The sequence below is a fragment of the Kordia sp. genome (genome assembly GCF_965283645.1).
Taxonomy (GTDB): Bacteria; Bacteroidota; Bacteroidia; order Flavobacteriales; family Flavobacteriaceae; genus Kordia.
Window position 1 is genome coordinate 1,527,404 of record NZ_CBDIPG010000001.1, and the last position, 25,563, is coordinate 1,552,966.

A 25,563-nucleotide genomic window follows, 5' to 3' on the forward strand; every position below is an offset into this window, starting at 1 on the left:
CCAAAAAAACACGAATCATGAAAAAAATGTACGCCAATTACATTGATTCATTCAAAGGATTATCAAAAGAAATATGGTTTCTCGCGCTCATTTCACTTGTAAATAGAGCTGGAACCATGGTCATTCCATTTTTATCATTGTATTTAACTAAAGAATTAGATTTTAGTGAAGGAGATGTTGGGTCAATTCTTACCTTTTTTGGAATTGGATCATTATTTGGATCTTATTTAGGTGGTAAATTAGTAGATAAAATTGGGTTTTATAAAATCATGATTTTCAGTCTATTCATTACAGGTTTTGGTTTTATTGGCTTGCAATATGTAAGCTCTTTTTGGGGATTATGTTTCGCAATTTTAGGAATTATGACTGTTGCCGATATGTTTCGTCCTGCAATTTTTGTTTCGCTCAAAGCGTATAGTAAACCAGAAAATCAGACACGTTCATTAGCACTCATTCGTTTAGCCATTAATTTAGGTATGGGAATTGGTCCTACACTAGCGGGCTGGATTATTGTTTCAGAAGGATATAACTTATTGTTTTGGATTGATGGTGTTACGTGTGTCGTAGCTATTATTGTTTTTTATATGCTTGTGAAAGAACAAAAAAGACCACCAATTGAAAAAAGTGATGCTGAAATTTCTTCTGAAAAAAATGCCGCATATAAGGATAAAAGTTACTGGGTTTTTATTGCAATTTGTTTCTTTATGGGAATGGCGTTTTTTCAATTAATTATCACAATGCCTATTTATCAAAACGTACAGTTTAATTTGACAGAGTATGATACTGGTTGGATTATGTTTATAAATGTGGCGATCATTGTGGCTTTTGAAATGCCTTTTATCAATTACTTAGAACAATTAAAAATTTCTAACACAAAACTGATTATCTATGCTTCTTTATTATTTGCATTAAGCTTTTTTGTATTGTTATACAATGTTTGGGTTGGAATGCTCATTGTTTGTATTGTAATTATCACGCTCGGTGAAATGATCGGATTTCCATATACAAACTCGTATGCTATTAACAGAGCAAAAGAAGGTCATGAAGGAAGTTACATGGCGTTGTATGCAATGGCATTCTCGTTAGCACATATTTTCAGTCCAAAAATCGGATTGGAAATTGTAGCGAATTTTGGACATCAAATCAATTGGTTTGTGACAGGAATATACGGCGTAATAGCTATGTTTTTAGCCATTTGGCTGCATAAAAGAACTCAAAAAGGACTATAATTGGTTTTAGTTAAAATCAAACTTTAATCTTATGAATTTAAATCAAGTTACAATTTCGTCTACAAATGTTGCCAAAGCAACTGAATTTTATACAACACTAGGATTGCGTCTCATTGTAGACGCACTTCCTAGATATGTCCGTTTTGAATGCCCAGATGGTGAGGCTACTTTTTCAATTCATCATGTAGAAAAAATGTCCGATAGTCATAATGTTACATTGTATTTTGAAGATGATAATTTAGACTCAACAGTCAAGGAATTACAAACCAAAGGAATTATATTTACAAGTGTACCAGAAGACAAATCATGGAAATGGCGTGAAGCACATTTGAACGATTTGGATGGTAACAAGTTGATTTTGTTTAAAGCTGGTGAAAATAGAAAAAATCCGCCGTGGCGTGTTGAAAGTTAGGATTTGCAGTTGTGAGTTGTGAAAAAACGACATTTTAAACGGAATGAAGCTAAATTTTTTATAAGATTGAGCTATCAAGTTTCAAAGTATTTCTCGATACAATTTTCTCCGAAAATTACTCGAAATGACGTTTTTAGCAATCTAATAACCTAAGAGCGAAGCGATCAAAAATAGATTGATTTATATTTTTCTTTCAAAACGTTTCTTACTTCTTTTAAACGCTGTATTTTCCCAAGTAGAATCAAAACCATTCCAAAAAACTCTAATAATAAAGTTTCCATCACGATAAATAAGAACTTGAATGTCTTCAAATTCAAAAAAGATATTGTTATTATCATTATCGCTTTGTAAAAACTTTTTGTGATCATCCATCGCTTTCCTTATTTTATTTAAAAATAATTTAGCTTTTTCTCCACTCAAGTCTTTAAATGCATATCCTTTATATGTAGTTCCTTCAGCCGTCCAATAATTTCCATAAAAACCTAGAATTAATCCTTCTTTCCCCAAGTCTTCACTTTTATAAATAAGAGTTGTTAACTCTCCTGATTTTGACGCCGCCAACGGTTCAACAGTAAACTTTTTTATAGCTTCACTTACACCTAAAACTTCTTGAAAAAGGAATGCTTTACATCTAAAAAGAGAGATATCCTTACTCCATTCTTTTGCTATAAAAAAATTTTGAGATCCTTGTCTTATTTGTGAATAAGATGTTGTAGCAATAAGTAAGAAAAGTAAAGTTGTGACTAATTTTTTCATGATTCTTGTATTAGATGTAATGTAAAATAAATATAATTTCAATATCATAAAAGTTTTTTCATTCAAATGAAAATAAGTTCATAAAAAATTAAGGGTTTGAAATCCTTCTAACAATCCAAAAACAAGGTATTCCTACTTTAATACTGAAAATTCAATACTCGAATCGTTAAATAATGTATGTGTCTGATTTTTAAAGTCCTCTTCGGTTGCTTTGTAAATGTTTGGCACAAATGTTTGCGGATTTAAATCAATTAACGGAAACCATGTACTTTGCACTTGAATTTGCAGTTTATGTCCTTTTTTAAAGGTATGATGTACATCTTGTAATTTAATATTTACAGCCGTTTTTTGATTTGGCACAAAAGGTTCAGGATTTTCAAAACTGTTACGAAAACGTCCACGCATTACTTCACTACGTACCATTAAATGGTAGTTACTCAATTTTAAATGATCTTGCATACCTTCTTTTTGCTCTTTTGCATCATGCGGATGTACGTCTACAACTTTTACAATCCAATCGGCGTCTGTTCCTGTAGTAGCAACTTTTAGTTTTGCTAAGATATCTCCCGCAAGGGTAAAATCTTCTTCTAGTATTTCTGTTTCAAAGATTAATACATCTGGACGACGCGCTGCAAATCGTTGATCGTCTGTCATGTATTTTCTTGGTGTAAATACTGTTTTTATATCTTCCGAATACGGAACAGGACGTTTTAAATCACTTATGAATACTTCTTTTGATGTTCCTTTTTTCTCCGTTGACAATTCTTGATTTGCATTTAAAAACATGTCTTGCTTTGTCATAGTTGCTGGTGGCCAACTTTCAAAACTGCTCCATTTTTTCTTTCCTGTATCAAAAACATATGCTTCTGGTAGCCCAGAGTTTTTGCTTCCATCACCTTTTAGGAAATGATTGAAGAATTTTGTTTCAATATCTCGTTGAAAATTTAATGAAATTGAGTCTCCAAAATAATAGTTTCCAACATAGTTTTTTACTTTCGTTCTCGCCCATTTTCCATGATCCCAAGGTCCAAAAACCATTGTATTGTATGCATCTGGATTGTTTTTTTCAATTGCTTTATAGGTTTCAAATGGTCCGTATAAATCTTCCGCATCAAACATTCCACCAACAATCATTGTTGCTACTGATGGCTTGGAATGTTTTAAATTTTGAATTAACCCTTTTGGCTTCCAAACACTATCATAATTTGGATGATCAATGATTTCTTTCCAAAATACATCATCAACTTGATCCGACTTAGACGTGATTACATTATCAAGTTTTTCGTATTCAAAATAACTGTTCAAATTGCTTAATGGGCCAGCATCTAAAAAGAACTGATATTGATCTTTAGTGCCTAAATCTGGTAATTTGTACCAAGCTGAATCTTTTGGCACATCTTTCATCGTTCCAAATAAAGAAACCGCTCTAAAGTAACTTAATAGAAAAGCTCCATTGTGATGGAAATCGTCAAAAAAGAAGTCACCAATACAGGCTTGTGGAGACGCCGCTTTTAATGCTGGATGCGCGTCAATTGTAGAATACGTAGCATAAAAACCTGGATATGAAATTCCCCAAGTTCCTACGTTTCCATTATTGTTTTCAACATTAGTTACCAACCATTCAATCGTATCATACGTATCTGAAGATTCGTCAATTTGTGTGTTATCTGTTTTGTTTGGAATGTACGCACGCATGTTGTCATATACACCTTCACTCATCCAACGACCACGAACATCTTGATATACAATGATGTTTCCTTCTTTCATTAAGTGCGAATTTGGACCAATTTTGGTTCTGTATTCATCTGCTCCATACGGTTTGCAACTATATGGCGTTCGCATCATTAATATTGGATATTTTTGACTTTTATCTTTTGGCGAATAAATCGTAGTATGCAATTTGATTCCGTCACGCATTTCGATCGTAACTTCCTGCTTGTCATAATGTTCCGGCACATACGTGTCAGCTACTTTTGTTGTGTCTTTTTCAGTTTTTGTATCAGTTTTTGCACAAGAAGTTACTAGAAAAGCGAGTAATAAGATGAGTTTAAAAAAGGTCTTCATTGATTGTCGTTCGTAGTTTTTAATGTCTAAATTTACAAAATATTAATCGCTATCATATTGTCATGAGAAAAATACTCGCACTTTTAACGTTTGTAGTACTTTGTATAAGTTGTCAAAATGCTGTAAATACTAAAAAAGATAATACTTCAACTTCGCCTAATGTCCAAGTAGAGAAAAGCAAGAAAGAATTTCCGAAGCTTGAACCAAATCGTTATAATGTTGGTTTTTTAATTATGGATGGTGTGTTTAACACAGAGTTGACAGCTCCTTTTGATATTTTTCAACATACTATTTTTCGTGAAAATATTAAAGTAATGAATGTTTTCACCGTTGCAAATACTGATGAAGCAGTTACAACTTTTGAAGGTATGCGGATTCTTCCAGATTTTAATTATTTGAAGGATAGTTTACCTATGATTGACATTTTAGTGGTACCAAGTGCCGAGCATCATTTGGATACAGATTTAAACGATGAAAAAATGATTGCATTTGTACAAAAAATTGCTAAAAATGCTGAATTTGTAACTTCGCATTGTGATGGCGCTTTTGTGTTAGCGAAAGCTGGATTGTTAGATAATGTTGCGTCTACAACGTTTCCTAGCGACATTTCAAAGATGCGTGAAATGTTTCCTAAGTTAGATATTAGAGATAACACCTTATTTGTTCATGATGGAAAATACATTACCTCGGCTGGTGGCGCAAAATCGTTTGAAGCAGCGTTGTATTTGTGTGAATATTTATATGGAAAAGAAATTGCGAAAAGCCTTGCTGGCGGATTGGTTATTGATTGGACATTGGATGGTTATCCGCATACGGTTATTGAAAAGTAATTTGTGAGTTGTGAGTTGTGAGTTGTGAGTTAAAAATACTTTTATATTTTATATTTTACATTTTTAACTTCGGTATTCGGTTTTGAATTTAACTGAATTTAAAAAACCTCACTACTCATTACTATTTAACTACAGACTTTACATTGTTTTTTGTCTTTCACTTCTCCCGTTAGGAAACCTTTATCGTTGAGTTTGTAATCGCAACAGTCCATATACCCTTGTACAATGAGTTTTCGTCCGCGTTGAATTTGTGATTTTACCGTTGCTAATGGTAAGTTTAGCTGAGACGCAATTTCCGCTTGTTTCATACCTTTGATATCCGAAAGCAGTAATGGATTTCTATATTTTTTAGGCAAGTTTTTAATGATTCCTGGCAAACAATCTTTTTCAGAATGTTTGTAATCTTCTTCACTGACAATTGTTTCTTCTTGTTCTAATGGAGTTTCTTTAGATGATTTTCTAAAATAATCTAAAACCGTGTTTCTGCTTACACTTAGCAACCACGATTTTACTTTTCGTTCATCTTGAACCGTTTCAAGTTTCGTATGTACTTTGATGAAAACTTCTTGCACTAAATCGTCCGTGACTTGAGCATCTTTTACTTTACTCATAATCAAACGTTTTACATCGTTTGCATATGTTTTCCAGATTTCTGTTGTAGTCATACTTTTGTTTTTTTAAGCCTAAATAGAAAACTATCTAGGCTTTTTATCATAGTTAACAATTACAATGTACACAGGTACAGTTTTCACAAGTACATTGATTGCATTGTCCATTTTTACAACTGGTACAGTTGCATGTACAGTTTTTATGATTTTCCATCATCTTACAAATTTTAAAGTTCATTCAGTAGACGAGAAATGCTTTAAAAAGATGCATAGTTTTTATAAAATTACGAATTAATCGTCGTTAACAAACGTATCTATATGTAAATCAACACCTAAAGACTCCTTAAAAATAGCTACAGCTATATCCTTATTTATAAGTATTTTTAATCAAATTGAGAGAAACCGTAATTTTTCTTACAAATCAATAAATATATTAGCTTAAAATTTAAAAGAATTTAATGACTAATATTAAGATGTTGTTTTTGTATTTGAAGAAAATGAAGATTCATTTAGATCAAAAAGAGTTTACGTTTCAGCTTGAATCGCATCCTGAATATCCTTCTTTGCTAGCCATTAGTGACACCTTACATTTATTCCAAATAGAGAATGCCGCTTTGCATGTAGATAAAAGTCAAGTTGAATCATTACCAAATTATTTTATTACAAAACTCAAAGATACGCAACAAGATTCGTTAACGTATATAGAAGCGCACAAAACAAGTCGTTTTTATACTGTGTATCAGAATTCAAGAAAAATTACACTTTCTAAAGAAGCATTTTTAAAGAAATGGAAAGGCATTGTTTTTTTAGTAGAAGAAAATACTAAGCTTTCAAAAAAGTTACATTCGTTTAAATTATTTCATGCTATAGCAATTGCCTGTTTGTTAACTTTTTTAGTGCTTTTGAAACACTATTTCCCAACAACATCACAGTTTTTATTTGTTCTATTTCCACTTTTAGGATTGTTCTTTTCAATTGTTGCCTTACAACATATATTCAATCTTAATCAAACGTTTGTTGACACTTTTTGTAGTAGTACAAATTCACAACAATGTACATCAGTTGTCAATTCAACACGCTGGAAAATCTTAGAAAAAATAAGCTTTAGCGATATAAGCATCACTTTTTTTAGTTTTCAAATTCTACTTTTCTTTAGCTCAGGATTTACAAATAGTTTGGATCTCTTTTTTGAGTTACAAAAAATTATACTGTTTGCTTCTATTCCTATTTTGATTCTTTCCTTGTATTATCAAAAATTCATAGCAAAAAAATGGTGTCGAGTATGCATTTCTATTACTGGAATTATCATTTCTGAATTGATCTATGTTTTAGTATTTCATCAACATAGTACTGTCGAAATTTTATTTTCACACTACAACTTATACATTTTTGTCTTTCTAGCAATTTTACTTTCATGGTATTTTATAAAAGATAAATTAATCACAATCAACAACTTAAAATCTTTAGAGCTTAAAGCCACACGATTCAAAAAAAATTATACACTTTTTAGAAATACCCTTTTTTCCAGTCCAATTACTGTATTACCCCAAACCGCCTTAATTTTTGGTAATGAATCGGCAAAAGTAACATTAGATTTTGTGACAAACCCATACTGTGGATTTTGTAAAGCTCCTTATTTTATGTTGAAAGAGATGCTTCAAAGGCATAAAAAGGAGATTTGTATTCGGTTTTTCTTCAATTTCGATTTGAATAAGAATAGTACAGAAGCTTCAAAACTTGTGCAACATTTAATCTATATATATGAAAAATTCGGGACTGAATTATTTTTCAATGCGTTGGAAGATTGGTATCAAGAAAGTGACCTGAAAAACTGGTTGCAACAATATTCATACACGTACGATACAACTAATATTGACGAACTGATACAAAATCATCGTTCACATTTTGTGAAACATAGACTTACGTTTACACCTTTTTTAGCGGTGAATGGACATCAGTTTCCAGAAATGTATTCCATTACCGATTTCACCTATTTTATTGAAGAATTAGTAGACGAAAATACGATACAATTAGCGGAAAGTCGAAAAGCTATTAACAGAGTAGACACAATTATTTAATTATTTTATTATTATGAAAATCAACCTTAAAAACTCTAGAAACCAATTAAGTAGAGAGGAAATGAGAACTATTGTTGCTGGAAGTAGTGCTTCTTTTGGAAATGAAACTGCACAACTGCTTTGTAAAAATAATCAGGAGTTTCAAATTCCTAAATGTGAAGAATCAGTAATGATTGCTAAATGTAAAAATCATGGTGGCGTAAAAATTTGTTCTGGTGGAGGGAATTAATTTTGAATTTTGTTTGCAAGGAAAGGTAGTCTCACAAACTACCTTTTCATACAAAAAACTAATAATCAAATACCTACCTCTACGGTTTACCGTAATGATTATATAAAACAAAGTCTTATTTTTACTTTTTAAGAAAGTTTTTAACTACAATCTATCATGTTAAAAAAGTCAACTATTTATGCTATTTCATTAATAGCTAGTTATTTCATAGTATCAAAAATATTCTTGTCAAATCAATCAAATATTGGTTCTTCTTTACTTGGAAAAATTCCTATTGGCTTAGGAAGTCAACAAAATCCTAAATTCAACGAAAATAAAGAAGTTGGTTTTGGTAAAAAAGTAGATTCTGATTCAGAGAGTAATATCAATAATAGTATTGTCATTCTCGGAAAATCCGATGATCCTGGCGTATTTAAACGACCAAACTTTATTAATAACACGTATTTATTTGGAAAGTCACATCAAGATATTGAAAAAAATATAGAAAACAATATAGCAACAATCAAACTACAAAATATAGATGCGCCCATGTTGATGGAATTTTCCCCAAGTGGTAACAAAAACATGTATTCTTCTAATATTTATATTGTTCCAAACGATACTGTTCAATTTGAAGTTAAAGATGAAAAACTAGTTTTTACAGGTAAAAATGCCGCACAAAATAATCTATCATTGGCATTAAATGCACATACACCTGAATATTCAAAATCTCCCTATAGAGGAGATTTATTTTTATATAAAAAATATATTACTGCTATTTACGAAAAGAAAAAGGCATTTTTAAAAGAATATACTAGTAAACATAAACTTTCCCAGAAAGTCAATACCATTTATGAAAAACTACTAAAATTTGAATACTATGACAACCTTGTAAGTCCAAGAGTGAACCCTTCATCTGACGAAGCTTTTTATTATAATGATTACGATGCATTGCCTAGTTTAGTTCAAAATGAGAGGTTTAATGAGAAAAGGTTATTTGATATTAGTGATTATCTAGAAAATTTGACTGTAGACGATTTTCAAGATTTTGAAGCCATGCGGAACACCTATTTTTTTAAAAATAGTTTAATGGTTTTTATTCGTCATCACTTTGTACAATCAAATGCAACTCTATTTTCAAGAGAACGATTAATTGCAGAAAAAACTTTTATTGAGAACAATTTTAAAGGAACAATTAAAGATTATGCCATCGGCAGAATGATTACAGATTACTATAATAAAGGATTTGCTTATGGTTCAGAAAATATAAACTTTATGATTGCTACGATTGATGAATATTTAGAATCTGTCGGAGATAAAAAATCATTTAGAGATAAGATGGTGGATATCAAAGAGGATATTTTAACGTATGATTTTACATTGTCTGAAACTGCTTTGAATGCTAAAATGGTGAATCATTTAGGTGATACACTTACAATACAAGATATTTTTAATCGTTCCAAAAAACGCGTTAAAGTAGTAGATTTTTGGGCAAGTTGGTGTCCGCCATGTGTAAAGCAAATTCAAGAAAGTAAACCTTTTAAAGATCGACTTTCGGTTGAAAATAATGTAGAATGGATTTATCTTTCTATTGATACAGATCGTGAAAAATGGTTAAAAAAAGGCAAAGAGTTAAACAATTTTTTACATTTTAGAAATTCGTATTTGTTAGTAAATGGCAAGAAATCATCATTAGCAAAAGCATTAAATGTACATCAAATTCCACGCTATGTTATATTTGATAATAAGAACAGAGTTATGGTAAATAGCGCGCCAAGTCCATCCGATGAGGAAGTCTTTGAACGTATTATTGATCATACACAAAAGCCAACTCCTATTCAGTAGTTTCTTTTTTGGATTGAATCGCGTTTTTGTAACGTTTTAGTTCTTCTTTTACTTTTGGAGCCAAAATAAACAGTCCAATCATATTCGGAACTAACATCGAAAATACCATTGCATCTGCAAAATCTACAACAGCTTGTAAACTTGCAGCCGCGCCTATAATTACGAAAATACAGAAGATTGTTTTGTAAATGTATTCTGCTTTTTTGCTTCTTCCAAAAAGATACGACCACGCTTGATGTCCGTAATATGACCACGAAATCATAGATGAAAACGCAAATAGAATTACAGCAATTGTTAACACATACGGAAACCAAGAAATTCCACTTTCCAGAGCATTGGATGTCAAAATTGCACCTTGCTCAAAGGAAACTTCTGTTCCTGCGCTAATTTGTCCTGTAATGATTAAAACCAACGCTGTCATGGTACAAACGACAACCGTATCAATAAATGGCTCTAATAATGCTACCAAACCTTCACTAGCGGCGTATTTTGTTTTTACTGCCGCATGTGCAATGGAAGACGAGCCAATTCCTGCTTCGTTAGAAAACGCCGCTCGTTTAAACCCTTGAATCATCACACCAATAAAACCACCTGCAACACCTTCATAACTAAACGCTCCATTGAATATTTCGCCAAATGCCGCTGGAATACTTTGATAGTTGATTCCTAAAATGACAATAATCGCAAAAACATACACAGCAACCATTACTGGAACGACTTTGTCGGTGACTTTTGCTATTTTTTTAATCCCGCCAATAATTACAATTCCAACACAAATTGCCATGATAATTCCAAATAACCAACCTTTTCCGTATAAGATACTTTCTTCGCCACCAGTTACATATTGAAATAGTTGAAACGCCTGATTTACTTGAAACATGTTTCCGCCACCAAACGAACCACCGATACACATAATTGCAAAGATTACTGCTAAAATTTTACCCAAACGCTTCAAGCCTTTTTCGTGTAAACCTTTCCGTAAATAATACATTGGCCCACCATATACGACACCATTTTCGTCTACTTCTCGGTATTTTACGCCAAGTGTACATTCTACAAATTTGGACGCCATTCCTAAGAATCCGACTAGTATCATCCAAAACGTTGCGCCTGGTCCGCCAATGGATAATGCTATGGCAACTCCCGCAATATTTCCCAATCCGACCGTGGCAGACAAAGCCGCTGTGAGTGCCTGAAAGTGTGAAACTTCGCCTTCGTTTCCTTCAACTCGGATAGTATCAGGTTGATCGTTGTTTTCCGTTGTAGAAATTGATTCAGAAACTTCAATTTTGTGATCGTCTTCTAAATCGTCATAATCGCCTTTTACAACTTTAATTGCTGTAAAAAATCCGCGAATGTTGATGAATTTAAAATAGCCTGTAAAATAACTTGCACCAATAATCAGTACGATTAAAACCCACGGAATTCCTACTTCGCTTGTGATTGGTATTTCTGCAAAAATGGCATCGGTAAACCAACTTGTTGCATTTCTGAAGTTTTCATTGATACGCGCATCCAATGATGATGATTCTTGTTGCGCATAGGAAAAAAAAGGAATTAAAAAAGCTAGGTAAGATAATCGTACTGATTTCATCTGTTCGTGTTTTGATTGGCACGAAGATGAAATTTAAAAGTACTTCAGAAAAGGTTACGCATTGCTGTTTCTAGGTTTCTGAATGGTTAAGTATGTACTTAAGCATGCGGTATGTGTGTATAGATTCAACCGTTTTTAAAGGTTTACTTCTGTAATTTTTTGATCTTTTAAAGTTGCTCCCAAATATCCGTCATCTTTTTTTCTTTCAAAAGATAGCTCAAAATTCACGTTACTTTCTTTTAAAGAACCGATGTATGACAAATGAAAATCTGTTATTTTTTGATCTTGGAATTCGCGTTTTAAATCTTTATCACTTGCGATTATAGCAACAATTTGAGCTTTTATGCTTTCCATATTGTTACGTATGAATTGAACAGTTTCTATTTGATTGTCAGAAGGACCTTTTTCATTTCCTACTAATAAAATAAATAATGCTGTATTTTCTGTTTTGGATGTAGCATCTAATGTCCAAGTAGTTTGTTTTGAACTATTCTTTTTTATACGCGCTTTAAATGTGCCTATTTGTGTGTCTACTATTACTTTTTTTCCGAATAATAAATTTCCGATTCCCAACATTGAAATATTTATTTTTTAATCCAATTAAATGTTTATTCACATTCAATGGTGGCAAATTTAAGTAAATCGTTTTCAGTTGCGTATGCAATGAGTTGTTCTTTTCCTCCTGAACCGCTTATTTTGAGTATTTTTTTGATTTGATAGATATGTGCCTGAAAACCATCAACACTAATGTGCATAGCTTCGGCAATTTCGGTATACGATTTTTTTGCACCACAAATACCTAAGTTGGCTAAGACTTCTTGTTGTCGGTCAGATAATTCGGTTTTGGAAGCTTCTTTGAGTTTACTGATTTTCTTTTTTGTACGATTGAGTTTTTTTGTCAATGATTGAATGGTATCAATGTGACTTTCATTCGCAATTTTTAACTTTTTGTTTTCAGATTGTAACGTATTACGTTCCGTTTCTAACAACATAAATTCTGAATGTTGTTGTTCTTTTTCCGAAAGGAATTTCCAGCTATATAGAAGAATTGAGAATAGTAATATGAAGATGAATTTGAACGAAAGTGCCGTAATAATTCCAATTAAACTCCAGTTTGATAAACTTATGTATTCCTGTACCATTTCGTACGGAACAATTCGGTGTGAAACCGCAATAACGATTAATATGAATAATAAAAAACAAGGTAAATACATGAATTTCATGTTTCTACTCGTAAATGCTTTGTTTAGTTCGTATAACAAAGCCAAGGCTACCACTAACGAAATTGGAATGTCTATCAACCAAATAAAACTGTTGTTAATGTCTTGATTGTTAAATGATGTTGCTATAAAAACGAAGGCTATCATGCTAAAAATTCCAGAGAATAACATGCTAAATTCTTTTACAGAAAATCGTTGTACAATACGAACAATCATGTTTCTATTTTTTTGATGTTCGATAGAAGGCAATGATAGTAAAATGAATAACGAATTGATTAATGAAATGAATACACTCCAGTATATCAGCCATTTAGAACTAGTTGAAAATGTAAGGTAGTTTGAAAATAGTAGTGTTACAAATGCGCCAATTCCCCATGAAAAAATTGCCAAACCAAACCATTTGATTCCGCTAATTGTGTTCATGTTTTTTTGCTTTCGCTCTTTGTCATAGATTCGTTGAATGACAAATGCTGTAACCAAACAGACAATTGCCGTAACTGTAGATTCTATGTGTGCGTACATGTGTTTTTGATTGATTGATGTTTTAAAGGTACTTAAAATAGCGTGAATGAAGAGTATTGTAAACCTAAAAAACGTTACTTGAATTTTTAAGAATATAAATTACACGGTATGGCTTTATACTAAAAAAGTTGCAGATTTTGACTAAAAACTCAGTGTCAATTTTATCATATATATATTATATAGACTGTGAAATACTGAAGCATATAAGATTGAATTATTGTATTTTTCCGTCTTGTATTGTGGCACACGATTTTGATTTTTGGAGTCCATATCGAATGCCATTTTTTACTTGAAAATTTCGGTATAAGCTACCGTTTTGTCTCCAAGCCTTCTGAAAACCATCTTGTTTGTCATCTCTGTAATTGTAGATATACGCTATATTTCCATTAGAATACCAACTTTTCTGTATTCCTTCTTTTTTATCATTGAAGTAATTGTATTCAAATTTTAGCTTTCCAGTCGTTTGCCAGTATCCAGTTTGTTTTCCTAACGAAACATTATTTTTGTAATTTCGTATTTCGTAAATCGTGTTATTTTCATGAAAACTTTTAAATGTTCCGTGCAATTTCCCATTCAATACGGAGCTAAAGGTTTTTATTTTATTTCCTTTTAATTCTTTATATATAATACCCGAATAGGTTACGTTATTTAAATAATAAATTCCATTTATAAATAAAAGTTTCGGATTGCTAAAGGCGACAGTATCTTTAGGTATATCACTTGTGTTTATGGTATAGTTAAACACTGTTACTTCTTTGCCAACTGTATGTTCATTTTCAGGTTTACACCCAATTAATGAACTTAGAATCAATAAGGAAATAACAGCGCTATTGAACTTTTTTTTTGTTAAATAGATACTCAAATTATTGAGTGAATGTTCCTTTAGTACCATGATAAGCTCCTGATTTTATTACAAATAATCCAGAAGTAGAGTATTCTTCACTACTTACGTGATAATGGTAAATTTCTTCTGAAAAATCAGCAGTAGTACCTACATGACCTCCATTTACATCTAAATCACTTGGATATGATTCATCTTCATCTTTTCTTCCATATACAGGAAATCCATCTCTAAGAAAGCCAATTAAATTATTGTCATCAACAGTTAAGTACGTACCTTCACAATGGTAGTGATAATCTTCGCCAGGGCCAGGATGTGCACCTGTAGCGTCAAAAGTACTCCATGCAATTTCTGTTAAAACTCCCATACCTTCATAATCGTTGTAAATAGGTGCTCCATTTAATGCCATTCCAACTGCACCTAATTCAGTTTCTTCTTTAAAACTTGATTCTATTGGATTTGTAGGTATTGTCATTGCATAATTATGCGCTATCATGGATGTGTTTGCATTGGCATGATTTGTTCCAAGGAAATCTTCATACATTTCATGCCCAACTCCCCAATAAGGTGTTTTATGATCTGGTAATCCTGTACTGCGAATGGTAATATTATCGCCACTCACCTCTACAGTTACACCATCGGTATAATCATTTGAAAAGCTACTTTGTACAACAGTTGTAATATCTACTGTTCCTTGTTCATTAGTTGTTGTTGTAGCTGTTTCATTGTCACTACAACTCATAAGTAGTAACATACTTATTGCTAAAATTAAATATTGATTTTTCTTCATTTTTTTCTATTTAATAAATTACACTCGTACAAATAGTAATTAGGTTACTAGTTAGGATGCCTTTTTTTAAAAAATCTTGCACTTAGTTATCATTTTTATTTTAGAACATATTTTCAACAACACGTAACTATCTAACTTTCAATCAATTAAATTGAAAAAAAATAATTATATGATGGACTAATTAATGTGTTGCCATTTGAGTTTATATTCAAATGTGTACTAATTTATAAACTAACAAAGCTCTTAATTTTTTGTATTGTATTTTTGTGTGATGTCTGATGAAAATTTCCCCATAGCTACGAATATCGATACTATTGATTTGCAACTGCAATTAGAACAGTTGCAGAAAGAGTTTGCTGTTGCTGAGCAAAAAGTACACGAATTTGAAATCCTTTTATACAAACATTTAGGAGATGAAATTATTGAAGTGCAAGAATTGACGTTGATTTATAAGGAATTGAAACGCAACAAGAAGCAAAAACGTCAATTACAAAAACAACGTGGAAAGAATTATGTTCAGCCAAAAGGTTTAAAAGTAGTTGAAGAAACTTCATCAAAAGAAAGTATTGAAGATGATTCACACGAAAGAAAACGCTTGTACCGAGAAGCTATGTTTCATGTACATCCGGATAAGTTTTCGATAAATTCAACAGAAATTGAGTTGGCTACGGAAGTTACAACCAAGTTGGTTCAAGTGTATCAAGAAGGTGATTTGAAAGCATTAAAAGCGTATCATGCGCACATTTTTAGTAATGTATCTTTATCAGCACTTACAAAAACGACTAATGTTCAAATTCAAGCCAATCCGCAAACACATTTGCTAGCTGAAATTGAAACTATTAGCGAACAACTAAGCCAACTTAAAAATAAATCAACGTATATAGTTTTAGAGACATATGAAAACCCGTATGTATTTATTGATGAGTTGAAAGCCTATTACAAAGATAGGCTCGCCAAGCTTCGAAAACGCACCCGAAAAGCATTTAAATAAAAAGATTATAAAAAACCTCTTTTATCCTTTTAAGCTAATGTTAATTCAAGATCACAGTCACACTCACTTGGTCCACATAAATAACTTGTTTTAGAAGTATTTCCACCTTTATACTTTCAGTAAATCTGAGTGAAGAAATTGTTTTTTTACACAATGCCAAACTTTTAATGTGTCTTTTTCATAACATTTTAGTTTTGGTTTATAATTCATTTAAAGATACAAAATTTAAAAAGAGGTTACCTTTTTAGGCAACCTCTTCTGGAAACTATTGTGCATCTTTTAAGATGTCTTGAAGACATGGTATTGAAGAGCATACTTCACCATTTGTACAATCAATAGTTGGACACGATATACATGACCAACAAGAAATAGCGGTTACCGTTACAACAGTTCCTCCTTTAATTTCTTTTACTTCTTTTTTACTTAAATCAGAAATTGATGTTTTGTTTAAGTTTAAATTTTTGATGTTTCTTTTTTTCATAATTTTATATGTTTTGGTTTATAAATTAGTACGATAAACAATACTAAAAAGGAATGTTTTTTACATTTCTCGTAGTTTTCATCTACTCTGAGATTGATGACTCATAATTAACAAGCAACATGAGTTACACAACCTTCAGTAAATTCTTCCATACAACGAATACAGAAACTAATTCCTGTTTCTACCATACATGTCGGATGGTGTGTTACACAACCAATGTCACTCATTACACAATTGAAAGCTGTTGGATCTCCACCTTTAATTGAGTGTGCGTGCGTCAATGTTGATACTGTTTTTTTACTTAGTGATAAGCTTTTTAACTTTTGTTTTTTCATAATAATAAAGTTTTAATTAATTATGAAACGAATGTATAAAACGAACTCAATGTAGTAGTACTTATACATACAAATGCGTATAGATGGTCACAACAATACCTTAAAATTTAAGTCAGAAAAATCACTATTTCAAACACTTTTGCACACATTTTTTACTCGCCATTATATTTTATAAAGATATTACGTACAACTATTTCTTAAAATCATGCTAAAAATCATTGATTTCACGTTTCTTTTGGTGTTAATGTACCCAATCGTACGATTGACACTAAATTCTAAGTATCTTTAATAGAAAAAAATTGATGTCATTTTCTTTCTTAGACCTTGTGTTATTCGCTGGAATAATTCAAGGAATATTCCTTATTTTTTCTTTACAATTTGTGTCTCAAAAAAATAGAGACGCCAATAAAATATTAACTATTATTATTGGACTTGCTACTTTTATTTTTGCAGGAAAAATGGCGCTGTTTCAAATTAAAGTTCCTTGGATTTGGCGACCAGCCTTACTAACCGATTGTACTATTTATCTATTTGGACCATTATTATATATGTATTTTAGAGCCTTAGTTTTTAAAAATCATCCCAAAAGTATATTGTCCTTTAAACACTATATTCCGTCACTTTTATTATTTGCTTTTTTCTGTTGGTCGTTAACTGTTACAACTGAAGAATATTTTAAATTGAGCTATACCACAACCATCGGAATCATTTATTTTGTGATGGAATTTTCCGGAGTAGCACTATTAATAACATATACAGTTATGTCCTACAAAATTGTAAGAAAAATTAAACACTCTGAACTAAAAGAATTAGTGCATGCACGTAAATTATCCAGGTACCTGCAATTTATACTGATAGGACTTTGTATGATTAGTGCTTTTTGGTTATTTGGAATTTTAAAAACGTATATCTTACATAGTTACAGTTCGTATATTATTTACCAACTCGTTTGGATTAGCACGGCAACGTTTCTTTTTATTGTTGGGTATTTCAGTTTTACACAACCAGAAATTATTCGCTTGCCAATTGACAAGAAAACCATTAAGAAAGATCGGTTGCGTAAAGATGAAGTTGAAACTATAAAAGAAAAACTAACACAACTCATTCTTGAAGAAGAAATTTTTGCTCATTCAGATTTAAGTTTAAAAATTCTAGCTAAAAAAGTAGACACTTCTGCCAATAACTTATCATGGTTGTTGAATTCTGTTTACGGAAAAACATTTTATGAATTTATCAATGAATACAGAGTAAAAGCGTTTTTATCGAAAGTGAAAGAAGGCGAACACAAAAAGCAAACGATATTAGGAATTGCAATGGATTCAGGGTTTAACTCAAAATCTACGTTTAATAAATCGTTCAAGATGCTTATGAATGATACACCTTCACGCTATATTGAAAAAAATTTTTCTTGATATTATTTAGACTGATCTCGGAAGAGTTTTTTAAATTTTCGTTTGTCTTTATATTTTGCAAATACAGGTGCATTTTCAACACGTTCAAAACCTTGTAATCCTAGTTCTTTTGCTTTTTTAAGATATGTAATAGTGTTGCCTAAATCGTTATTTCGTGCGTAACTTTCTGCCAATCTGTAAAACCAATAAGCTTGTTTTGGTCTGAAATGAATTAAAACATGATCACAATACAAAGCATGTTGGTATTTTTTACTATTTGTAAACAGTACTGACGATTCATATATGCCTGCATACACAGTATATCGTAATCGTTTGAGCATTTTTAGTTTTTGATTATTTTTTTCTGCTTCAATTTCGTCCGTTAGTTTGCCTATTTCTTTTTTCCACCATTTATAATTATCAAACGATTTTGCTTTGATGAGTTCATGCGTAAATCGTGTAGAAAATACTTCATATCTAGCATTTTCTTCTTTAATATTAGAAGCACGCGTAACTACTTCTTGTTGATATTCTTTTGTGTTTTCTAAATGATCAATTTTAGCTTGAATACTATCTAAAGTATAATAATTTGAAAAGTTGTTTATCAAGCTTTTATATTCGTGTACAGCTCTAAATTGATAATGATTGTGTGCTAATGAATCTGCAATTTCATATTGAGATTCGTAATAGTTTTTCACAAAAGTAGAATCAACCATTCTCAATTTCTTTTCATAAGCTTGCAATTCTAACCAACTAAATGCACGTACAAGTTGTTCTTTTGGCGGCCATCGGTGTGAATCTTCATAAACCAACAATTCGTTCGGAACTTCATATTGATCCAATGCAGCTTTCGTAGTAAACATTTCCTGATAATTCATATCTTCATCACCAACCAACGCTACATATGAAAATAATTCCGCACTTGGTGTAAATGTTTTGTCCACAGGCAAACCTGCGCCACACGCAATAACGCCTTGCACTTTTCCTGTAACAGCGGCAATAGCGCTTGCCAATCGTGAGCCACCAGAAAATCCTGCGGTGTATAATTGGTTTTTATCAATAGAAAACTTCGCAAATATGGTTTTTAACAACCTACTTGTAACACCAAAATTTACAGGATATGGAACTCCATTTTTAGTTACGTTAGAACAAACCAATACGTAATTGAACTTTTCTGAGGCAGTTATAAAAGGACGAATTCCATTTTTTCCGCTTCCACTTGGATCAAATATAAAAACGACTGCATTTTCTATGGAAGCATCATATGAAGTTGGAAGGTATAATGCATAAGTTTCCGAACCTTCTGTAGCTACAGGAAGTCCGTCAAGTAATTGTCCTCTGGTAAATTGATCAGTTTGACCAAATCCGAAAGAAGTACAACAATAACAAATAAGAAGAAAAATGGTACGCATCGGTTTTGCACTTTGACTTAAAGTTACAGAATTCATGGAAAGTATTCCTATTTTTAACATTTTCTAAGGTATTATATAGATAAATTTGAAAAACGAAATGTATTTTCTACATTTATATAATGCTCGATATCAAATACTTCTCAATTTAAAAAACAGTAATAATCCAACTTATGAAAAAACTATATTCTCTACTTTTTGCAATATTTTTATGTGTTGTAATTTCAAGTTGTAATAGTTATAAAGCTACACTTCTCAAAATGAATTAAGTGCATTACAAACAATTATGACAGGTTCATTTGATAGTAGCGAGCAAGCCGCTAGCGACGCAAGTTATTACAATATTTCATTACACATGTATCCTATTTGGAAGTCAAAAGATGGTTATTGGCTGTATGTTGAACAAGCAATTAGCGCAAATCAATTAAAACCATATCGTCAACGTATATATCAATTAGAAAAACTAGAAGATGGTTCGTTTTCAAGTAAAGTTTACACGTTAGAAAATCCTGAAAATTTTATTGGAAAGTGGAAAACACCTGCATTTTTTGATCAATTCGATGCTTCTATCTTAAAAGAACGCGAAGGTTGTGCGGTAATTTTAAAGAAAAACGGCAACAGTTATTCTGGAAGTACCATCGATAAAGATTGTAAAAGTACAATGCGTGGCGCAAGTTATGCAACTTCAGAAGTTACAATACAACCTAATGTTATTGAAAGTTGGGATCGTGGTTTTGACGCAAATGACAAACATGTTTGGGGCGCTGAAAAAGCTGGATACGTTTTTAAACGTTTGTACTAATTCTCAAAACATAGAAAAGCCGTTGATTATAAAAATCAACGGCTTTTTTATAACATATGTGACATTATTATGATGCTGCAGCTGATGGGCAGATAAAGAACATGGTAAATGGACACGCGTCTCCTAAACACGTTTGCGGCCATCTGATTGCGTCATCGTGTGCATCTTGAATTCCACCTTTAATATTCTCTAATTTAGAAATTTGAGCTTTCTTTAATGACAGTTTTTTTAATGTTTGTTTTTTCATGAGTTGTAAAGTTTAGATTGTTTTATATTTTGTTTGATGCTGTAAATTAAGTCTAAAAAAATAGTGCCCGCAACAAACATAACAACGTATTTATAAATTCAGATTACAAAATTCAGGACAATTAAAACAGTACTTCGTAAAGTAAAAATGGATCTTTTGTTACTCTTTCGCTCTGTATTAAACTCCTATTTAAAGCATTTTTTTTGTGAATTGTAAATTGTTCTGCTGATGTATTTAATTGAATTTTGTTTGATATATTCTTCTTCTAGTACTATCAACAACAACTACATTTGTTAAGTTTGAAATTGTGGACTGATAGAGACTTCCCTCCGTGAATACGGTTGCCCTGAGAAGTCTCGTGTATCAGCATAATCAATGAATACTATAGTTCTTAAGTTTCCTGTACTTACAGCATCATCATATTTAGATTCTTGTGTATAACAAAGGAGATTAGTGAATTATTCCTTACTAAAAAATAGTTTACTTCATAAAATTTACTCCTATTAGTTTTACAGACATGAAAGTACTTCCTTTTAGACGAGTACAAACAAAAAATGTATAAACCGACACGATTTATACATTTTTGGTATGATATACTTTCTGTTTAGATGAAACTACGTATTTCTTCGATATGGATTTTATAAAAAAAAGAGAATTTGACTTAAAAGATCAATGTATGAGCTTCGTGGATCATTTATTGCTCTTGGTTTGTCAACATTTAAGTTGCAGTATTTTTGAGTAAAGAAACTGTAAATGACTGGAACAAAGCAGTTTTCATTCAGTTAAAATTGTAGATACTGATTTGATATTAGAGTCAATTTCGGGTTTACATACGTTATTTTAGATCTGTAATAAAAAACAATTCTGCATGAATTGTGACATAGTCAAATCTATGCAGAATTGTAATTATAGAATACTATACAAAGTGATTAATTTGTAGTTTCTTGTTTTTTCATTTCTTTGGCAATTTCTTCCTTCATGAAATTATGTTGCTTCATCATCTTCTCGTGGTCTTTTTCCATTTGCGCATGCTCTTCTTTCATTTGCTTGTGCTGTTTTTCCATTTCAGTGATTTCAGCTTGGATTTCAGTATCGCTTAAGTCTTCAAATTTAGCTTTTAACTGATTGTGTGATGCAATAATTTGATTGTGCTTTTTTATAATATCACCATGTTTTTTAAGAATTGCTCCATGTTGTGCATAATCTTTTAAGATGGTTGAATCTTCTTCTTCTATTGAATTAATTTCTTTTTTAAATTCTTCATGCTCTTTCACCATCATCTCATGCTCTTTCTCAAATTTTTGGTGAGCTTCGGAAAGCTCATTACTGTGCTTAAGAAGTGAATTATATTCTTTTATTAATTCTTGTTTTTTATTGCTACATCCCAACAATACAAAGGACATAACTAAGATAAGTAAACTTGTATTCTTCATTATTTTATATTTTATTGATTAAAAGCTTTATAATCTCAAAATTAACAAATATTATAAAATATAATTAACAATCTAGATTATTTTTTTAAGTGACGAAACTTGAGAATCAGTTAGTATTGTTTCCTAATAAGCTAAAATCAAATTTAAAAATTAATGATTTTCCAAAAAATTCAAAACATGTGTAGTAGCAATGACTCGCGTTACTTTTTAGACACCATACTATGCGCTCATTTCTATTTTTATTCGTTAATCTTAAAAGTAAGTGTTACATATTTCTTCGATATTGTAAATTATCTTTCTAATAAAGTTTAGGAAAGAATCTTTAGACTATTTCCTAAATAACGAAATTTATCTTCTTATTTTATGTTTGAACGTATCTGAGTATTTTACATTCTTCCTTCCTCTTTTTGTCATTTTCTGACATGAGTTTAATTGATGTTTCCATGACAAAGTTGCTACTTTTTTAAAAAAATCATTATCAAATCTAAAACTTGAAAGATGTGTACAAAATAAGATAGCCAAGGTTGTTATTCGTTCTTACTTGTGTTAGTGTATTTCCATTTGAGAGCGTATTTACAAAATTGTAATTATTTAGCTCAAATAAAGTTAACAACGATCTGCCTTCTAAAGAAAAAGAAAGCTTATCCGAAACATCATATTTGAGAGAGAGATTACAATCTGGCACATTAAACCTATCTTGGTTTATGTTATAAAACATATATTCAAAATCAAATTTCCAATTTATTTTATCTCCATGACCTTTTACCATAAAAGTATTTGTGATGATTGATTGCTGGGTAATATCATCTCCATTAATTTTAAAAGTACGATGGTTCCATTTGACATTGTTCGTAATTTCTTTTATAAAAAATTTACGCGGAAGAAAGCTCAATTTAAAAGAAGGTTCCCACATATTATTATTTGCCCGAGCGTTTTGATTATTAAAAAATGTTGAATATTTGCTTGATAAATAATTCAATCCTGCTCCAATATCAAGACGATGATATGAAGAACCCATATAGATACCTTTTTTTCCTCCAGCTTTGATTGAATGTGTTTCTTTTTTATCAAAAACTCTATTTGAATAATAAAAAATATTATTTGATACGGAGTCAAGTACACTTTGTAGAAAATCTTGTTCTTGTCTATATCTATAAACAAAATTTAAGTTTTTTGATCGGGCAACATTACTATTAAACCAGCTAAGAGAAACTTCGTCTTTGGTGGAGTATTCTTCTATATGCTTATCACTATTAGTATTGATGATTCTATTATTGTAGTTTCTCACAATTGTATCATATAGCGAGTTTATATCATAAAATTGATAATTATGCCACATCCTTAAAATTAAGTTGTTCTGTGTTTCAAAATTATACTTGAGAAAATGAGACATATTTAAAAACTTTCTATTATCAGTATTCTCAGTAAGAATTAACGACGGAGTTACCGTAAAACCATAGTCCAGATTTTTGACTGAACCATTTAAAGATAAAAATGATTCAACAATAGAGATATTTCTTTCTAAATCAGAATTGTCATCAATACTATTTAAAAGATTAAGGCTACCTTCTTCTTTATTATTTTTTATGGCTAATCCTGCATTAAAAGTTGCCTTTTTTAACCTAAAATTAAAATTAAATGAGTTTCCTAAATATTGTTTGGAAGACGAACCTTGTTGGATAACATCTTCAATATCAATATTGGTAAGTTTTGTTTCAAAATCCTTTGAATTTTTCTCATAATAATAATCCAGATTGAAGTTAAAAGCTGTATTATCTGCTAGTAGATGGGTTAATTTTAAAGCATTATTCACTGTGAAATTTTTAGGATTGTACCGTGATTGTTCTTTTAAAAAACTTGTAGTTGGCACAAAAATAGAGGTTACATTTTCATTTTCTTTTTTAAAATTTATTGCAATGGTGCTCAACACATTCTGCAAAACTGTTTTTGGCGAAAGAATGCGGCTATAATTAGCTGTTGCTGAATAAAAGTTACCTTTGTCAATATTTTCTAAATTGCTCTTATTTAAAAGCGTATCACCAATGAAAGTATTATATTCTACTTCTCTTTTCGTATTGATATTTCCGTGATAGAAAACAATTCCGGTTTTACTATTGAGACCTTGCCAGCGTAATGTGAGACTGCTATTAGTCACAAAATTTCTAGTAGTTTGGTAATCCTCAATAAAAAAAGGATATAATATATTATTTAATTCTTCAGTAGCGTATTCTCGCACCGAAGCTGAAACATCCTTTTCACTTAATTCTTTTGTTCCTGTATTGTTGGTATGCGAAGTAGCAAAAGCATTTAGTTTGTCAGAAAAAAAGAATCCTTTCCCATTTACTCCATATTTATCTTTAAAACCATACCCTAGATCAATTTGTGTTTTTAAAATGCCTTTGAATTTTGATTTGGTCTCTATGTTAATAACTGGATCTCGTATGCGTTTGAAATCTAAAGTGAACTTATCTTTATAATTGTCTATTATCTGAACATTTTCCATAATCTCATAATTAAGATTATCCAAAGCAATACTATTCTGATTTATAAAGACCTCTTTACCATTAATCAATACTTTATTAATTTGTTTACCCTGATAGGAAATTGTTCCTTCCTCACCCAGAATAATTCCATCTGTCTTATTAAGCATTTCTCGTAACGTACTTTCCTTACTCAAATTCATACTTTCAGTATCAATATTGAGCGTGTCTGTAATTTTTTTTGCTTTTAAGACCACCGTTTCTAATTGCGTTACACTTTCTTCAACAATAATGATCAACGGTAATTCCATTTCGTCTACTTGTACAATGATGATTTTTTCTTGATAACCGATTCCAGTTACATTGACACTAACTTGCTTTATGCTAATAGGAATTTTGAGAGAAAAGCTACCTTGCTCATCACTATATGCGTAAGTAATAGGTTTTTGTGTGTCAGTAGTTTCTTTTACGACTACGTTAGCAAAAGGAACAGGATTACCTTCAATATTTTTTATTATACCTGAAATCTCTTTTTTTTGTCCATACGAACAAAAAATACAGGTAAAAAATATTATTAGGCTAAGCTGTTTCCACATCCGATGTCTTGTTAATCATAGTTATATTACCGTATGCCGCAACATTCCATACTATCATCAAGGCTGAAAAGGCATATAATTGCATCATCACGGCAATGCTTGCATGCATAAGTATTACACCAGCTATAACATATTTTCTCGTTTTCTTATTGTATACTAAGAAAGGATATGAAAACTCTAATAAAACAGTACCAATCCCGACTATGGTTAAAATCAGCGGGTAAAAAGAATAGTAAGAATTATCTACTGAAGCAATTGCTTTCCAAACGGAATTTCCGTTCCACCAACCTATATCAAGACCTTTTGCAATTCCTGAAAAAAAGTAGGCAATAGCCAAATGAATTTGTATAATACGTCTGTAATTTAAAGAGTGGAATAGCAACAAAAAACTGGACAAAAAG

24 protein-coding genes are annotated in these 25,563 nt (G+C 31.1%); 9 read left to right on the forward strand and 15 right to left on the reverse strand.

Annotated features, from left to right (window positions below; translation table 11 throughout):
- The first annotated feature begins 17 nt into the window (after positions 1-17).
- Together ACQ654_RS06560 and ACQ654_RS06565 are read left to right on the forward strand one after the other, a co-directional pair.
- Positions 18-1,229 carry an MDR family MFS transporter gene (locus ACQ654_RS06560; RefSeq protein WP_430409523.1) on the forward strand — a complete coding sequence of 404 codons (1,212 nt, stop codon included), beginning with the start codon at positions 18-20 and terminating at the stop codon, positions 1,227-1,229.
- 31 nt (positions 1,230-1,260) lie between these two features.
- Entirely contained in the window at positions 1,261-1,641 is a 381-nt protein-coding gene (locus ACQ654_RS06565; protein ID WP_430409524.1) for a VOC family protein, read from the forward strand.
- A 180-nt stretch (positions 1,642-1,821) separates the two neighbouring features.
- Here the strand turns inward: ACQ654_RS06565 and ACQ654_RS06570 are convergent, their stop codons facing one another.
- On the reverse strand, positions 1,822-2,397 hold the full coding sequence (locus ACQ654_RS06570; RefSeq protein WP_430409525.1) for a hypothetical protein: 576 nt from the start codon (positions 2,395-2,397) through the stop codon (positions 1,822-1,824).
- A gap of 132 nt (positions 2,398-2,529) precedes the next feature.
- Entirely contained in the window at positions 2,530-4,461 is a 1,932-nt protein-coding gene (locus ACQ654_RS06575; protein WP_430409526.1) for a CocE/NonD family hydrolase, read from the reverse strand.
- 62 nt (positions 4,462-4,523) lie between these two features.
- Here ACQ654_RS06575 and ACQ654_RS06580 point away from each other — a divergent pair, with 62 nt between their 5' ends.
- Positions 4,524-5,291, forward strand: coding sequence for a DJ-1/PfpI family protein (locus ACQ654_RS06580; protein WP_430409527.1), 768 nt, complete (start codon positions 4,524-4,526; stop codon positions 5,289-5,291).
- 125 nt (positions 5,292-5,416) lie between these two features.
- Here the strand turns inward: ACQ654_RS06580 and ACQ654_RS06585 are convergent, their stop codons facing one another.
- Positions 5,417-5,956: a sigma-70 family RNA polymerase sigma factor gene (locus ACQ654_RS06585; RefSeq protein ID WP_430409528.1), complete on the reverse strand. Its 540-nt coding sequence runs from the start codon at positions 5,954-5,956 to the stop codon at positions 5,417-5,419.
- A gap of 401 nt (positions 5,957-6,357) precedes the next feature.
- On the opposite strand from ACQ654_RS06585, the gene ACQ654_RS06590 reads away from it, so the two are divergent.
- The 3 genes from ACQ654_RS06590 to ACQ654_RS06600 all read left to right on the forward strand — a co-directional run bounded on the left by ACQ654_RS06590 (position 6,358) and on the right by ACQ654_RS06600 (position 10,030).
- On the forward strand, positions 6,358-7,977 hold the full coding sequence (locus ACQ654_RS06590; RefSeq protein ID WP_430409529.1) for a thioredoxin domain-containing protein: 1,620 nt from the start codon (positions 6,358-6,360) through the stop codon (positions 7,975-7,977).
- Positions 7,978-8,038: 61 nt separating this feature from the next.
- Entirely contained in the window at positions 8,039-8,206 is a 168-nt protein-coding gene (locus ACQ654_RS06595; protein ID WP_430409530.1) for a hypothetical protein, read from the forward strand.
- 156 nt (positions 8,207-8,362) lie between these two features.
- Positions 8,363-10,030 carry a TlpA family protein disulfide reductase gene (locus ACQ654_RS06600; RefSeq protein WP_430409531.1) on the forward strand — a complete coding sequence of 556 codons (1,668 nt, stop codon included), beginning with the start codon at positions 8,363-8,365 and terminating at the stop codon, positions 10,028-10,030.
- On the opposite strand, the gene ACQ654_RS06605 is transcribed toward ACQ654_RS06600, so the two are convergent.
- The 5 genes from ACQ654_RS06605 to ACQ654_RS06625 form a co-directional block, all read right to left on the reverse strand.
- Positions 10,020-11,624, reverse strand: a complete 1,605-nt coding sequence (locus ACQ654_RS06605; RefSeq protein WP_430409532.1) for an alanine/glycine:cation symporter family protein — start codon at positions 11,622-11,624, stop codon at positions 10,020-10,022. The genes ACQ654_RS06600 and ACQ654_RS06605 overlap by 11 nt on opposite strands.
- A gap of 135 nt (positions 11,625-11,759) precedes the next feature.
- On the reverse strand, positions 11,760-12,200 hold the full coding sequence (locus tag ACQ654_RS06610; RefSeq protein ID WP_430409533.1) for a hypothetical protein: 441 nt from the start codon (positions 12,198-12,200) through the stop codon (positions 11,760-11,762).
- Positions 12,201-12,232: 32 nt separating this feature from the next.
- Entirely contained in the window at positions 12,233-13,366 is a 1,134-nt protein-coding gene (locus tag ACQ654_RS06615; RefSeq protein ID WP_430409534.1) for a hypothetical protein, read from the reverse strand.
- A gap of 214 nt (positions 13,367-13,580) precedes the next feature.
- Positions 13,581-14,258, reverse strand: coding sequence for a toxin-antitoxin system YwqK family antitoxin (locus ACQ654_RS06620; protein WP_430409535.1), 678 nt, complete (start codon positions 14,256-14,258; stop codon positions 13,581-13,583).
- Positions 14,230-14,997 (reverse strand): YHYH protein, encoded by a 768-nt coding sequence (locus ACQ654_RS06625; protein WP_430409536.1) that lies wholly within the window; start codon positions 14,995-14,997, stop codon positions 14,230-14,232. Before ACQ654_RS06625 ends, ACQ654_RS06620 begins: the two co-directional genes overlap by 29 nt.
- 271 nt (positions 14,998-15,268) lie before the next feature.
- Here ACQ654_RS06625 and ACQ654_RS06630 point away from each other — a divergent pair, with 271 nt between their 5' ends.
- Complete coding sequence (locus ACQ654_RS06630; RefSeq protein ID WP_430409537.1) at positions 15,269-15,988, forward strand: hypothetical protein; 720 nt, start codon at positions 15,269-15,271, stop codon at positions 15,986-15,988.
- Positions 15,989-16,253: 265 nt separating this feature from the next.
- On the opposite strand, the gene ACQ654_RS06635 is transcribed toward ACQ654_RS06630, so the two are convergent.
- Positions 16,254-16,469 (reverse strand): TIGR04149 family rSAM-modified RiPP, encoded by a 216-nt coding sequence (locus ACQ654_RS06635; protein ID WP_430409538.1) that lies wholly within the window; start codon positions 16,467-16,469, stop codon positions 16,254-16,256.
- A gap of 107 nt (positions 16,470-16,576) precedes the next feature.
- A complete protein-coding gene (locus tag ACQ654_RS06640) occupies positions 16,577-16,804 on the reverse strand; it encodes a hypothetical protein (RefSeq protein ID WP_430409539.1) in 228 nt (75 codons plus the stop codon).
- Positions 16,805-17,106: 302 nt separating this feature from the next.
- Here ACQ654_RS06640 and ACQ654_RS06645 point away from each other — a divergent pair, with 302 nt between their 5' ends.
- Positions 17,107-18,216, forward strand: a complete 1,110-nt coding sequence (locus ACQ654_RS06645; RefSeq protein ID WP_430409540.1) for a helix-turn-helix domain-containing protein — start codon at positions 17,107-17,109, stop codon at positions 18,214-18,216.
- 2 nt (positions 18,217-18,218) lie between these two features.
- Here ACQ654_RS06645 and ACQ654_RS06650 read toward each other — a convergent pair whose 3' ends face one another.
- On the reverse strand, positions 18,219-19,667 hold the full coding sequence (locus tag ACQ654_RS06650) for a hypothetical protein (protein ID WP_430409541.1): 1,449 nt from the start codon (positions 19,665-19,667) through the stop codon (positions 18,219-18,221).
- Positions 19,668-19,890: 223 nt separating this feature from the next.
- Between ACQ654_RS06650 and ACQ654_RS06655 the strand changes: the two genes are divergently transcribed.
- Positions 19,891-20,406, forward strand: a complete 516-nt coding sequence (locus ACQ654_RS06655; protein ID WP_430409542.1) for a chromophore lyase CpcT/CpeT — start codon at positions 19,891-19,893, stop codon at positions 20,404-20,406.
- 67 nt (positions 20,407-20,473) lie between these two features.
- Here the strand turns inward: ACQ654_RS06655 and ACQ654_RS06660 are convergent, their stop codons facing one another.
- From ACQ654_RS06660 to ACQ654_RS06675, 4 genes are all read right to left on the reverse strand, one after another.
- Entirely contained in the window at positions 20,474-20,653 is a 180-nt protein-coding gene (locus tag ACQ654_RS06660; RefSeq protein WP_430409543.1) for a hypothetical protein, read from the reverse strand.
- Between the two features lie 929 nt (positions 20,654-21,582).
- Positions 21,583-22,086 (reverse strand): hypothetical protein, encoded by a 504-nt coding sequence (locus tag ACQ654_RS06665; protein WP_430409544.1) that lies wholly within the window; start codon positions 22,084-22,086, stop codon positions 21,583-21,585.
- Between the two features lie 484 nt (positions 22,087-22,570).
- Positions 22,571-25,162 (reverse strand): carboxypeptidase-like regulatory domain-containing protein, encoded by a 2,592-nt coding sequence (locus tag ACQ654_RS06670; RefSeq protein ID WP_430409545.1) that lies wholly within the window; start codon positions 25,160-25,162, stop codon positions 22,571-22,573.
- Positions 25,146-25,499 carry a hypothetical protein gene (locus tag ACQ654_RS06675; protein WP_430409546.1) on the reverse strand — a complete coding sequence of 118 codons (354 nt, stop codon included), beginning with the start codon at positions 25,497-25,499 and terminating at the stop codon, positions 25,146-25,148. Before ACQ654_RS06675 ends, ACQ654_RS06670 begins: the two co-directional genes overlap by 17 nt.
- Positions 25,500-25,563: the final 64 nt, after the last annotated feature.

Bases quoted from the DNA above. Each gene is read 5' to 3' on its own strand.
- ACQ654_RS06605 (WP_430409532.1), bottom strand. From the start codon at position 11,624: ATGAAATCAGTACGATTATCTTACCTAGCTTTTTTAATTCCTTTTTTT.
- ACQ654_RS06595 (WP_430409530.1), top strand. From the start codon at position 8,039: ATGAGAACTATTGTTGCTGGAAGTAGTGCTTCTTTTGGAAATGAAACT.
- ACQ654_RS06645 (WP_430409540.1), top strand. From the start codon at position 17,107: ATGTCATTTTCTTTCTTAGACCTTGTGTTATTCGCTGGAATAATTCAA.
- ACQ654_RS06585 (WP_430409528.1), bottom strand. From the start codon at position 5,956: ATGACTACAACAGAAATCTGGAAAACATATGCAAACGATGTAAAACGT.
- ACQ654_RS06580 (WP_430409527.1), top strand. From the start codon at position 4,524: ATGAGAAAAATACTCGCACTTTTAACGTTTGTAGTACTTTGTATAAGT.
- ACQ654_RS06670 (WP_430409545.1), bottom strand. From the start codon at position 25,162: ATGTGGAAACAGCTTAGCCTAATAATATTTTTTACCTGTATTTTTTGT.
- ACQ654_RS06630 (WP_430409537.1), top strand. From the start codon at position 15,269: ATGTCTGATGAAAATTTCCCCATAGCTACGAATATCGATACTATTGAT.
- ACQ654_RS06620 (WP_430409535.1), bottom strand. From the start codon at position 14,258: ATGGTACTAAAGGAACATTCACTCAATAATTTGAGTATCTATTTAACA.
- ACQ654_RS06625 (WP_430409536.1), bottom strand. From the start codon at position 14,997: ATGAAGAAAAATCAATATTTAATTTTAGCAATAAGTATGTTACTACTT.
- ACQ654_RS06560 (WP_430409523.1), top strand. From the start codon at position 18: ATGAAAAAAATGTACGCCAATTACATTGATTCATTCAAAGGATTATCA.
- ACQ654_RS06570 (WP_430409525.1), bottom strand. From the start codon at position 2,397: ATGAAAAAATTAGTCACAACTTTACTTTTCTTACTTATTGCTACAACA.
- ACQ654_RS06635 (WP_430409538.1), bottom strand. From the start codon at position 16,469: ATGAAAAAAAGAAACATCAAAAATTTAAACTTAAACAAAACATCAATT.
- ACQ654_RS06615 (WP_430409534.1), bottom strand. From the start codon at position 13,366: ATGTACGCACACATAGAATCTACAGTTACGGCAATTGTCTGTTTGGTT.
- ACQ654_RS06665 (WP_430409544.1), bottom strand. From the start codon at position 22,086: ATGAAGAATACAAGTTTACTTATCTTAGTTATGTCCTTTGTATTGTTG.
- ACQ654_RS06590 (WP_430409529.1), top strand. From the start codon at position 6,358: ATGACTAATATTAAGATGTTGTTTTTGTATTTGAAGAAAATGAAGATT.
- ACQ654_RS06565 (WP_430409524.1), top strand. From the start codon at position 1,261: ATGAATTTAAATCAAGTTACAATTTCGTCTACAAATGTTGCCAAAGCA.
- ACQ654_RS06575 (WP_430409526.1), bottom strand. From the start codon at position 4,461: ATGAAGACCTTTTTTAAACTCATCTTATTACTCGCTTTTCTAGTAACT.
- ACQ654_RS06640 (WP_430409539.1), bottom strand. From the start codon at position 16,804: ATGAAAAAACAAAAGTTAAAAAGCTTATCACTAAGTAAAAAAACAGTA.
- ACQ654_RS06655 (WP_430409542.1), top strand. From the start codon at position 19,891: ATGACAGGTTCATTTGATAGTAGCGAGCAAGCCGCTAGCGACGCAAGT.
- ACQ654_RS06610 (WP_430409533.1), bottom strand. From the start codon at position 12,200: ATGTTGGGAATCGGAAATTTATTATTCGGAAAAAAAGTAATAGTAGAC.
- ACQ654_RS06600 (WP_430409531.1), top strand. From the start codon at position 8,363: ATGTTAAAAAAGTCAACTATTTATGCTATTTCATTAATAGCTAGTTAT.
- ACQ654_RS06650 (WP_430409541.1), bottom strand. From the start codon at position 19,667: ATGTTAAAAATAGGAATACTTTCCATGAATTCTGTAACTTTAAGTCAA.
- ACQ654_RS06660 (WP_430409543.1), bottom strand. From the start codon at position 20,653: ATGAAAAAACAAACATTAAAAAAACTGTCATTAAAGAAAGCTCAAATT.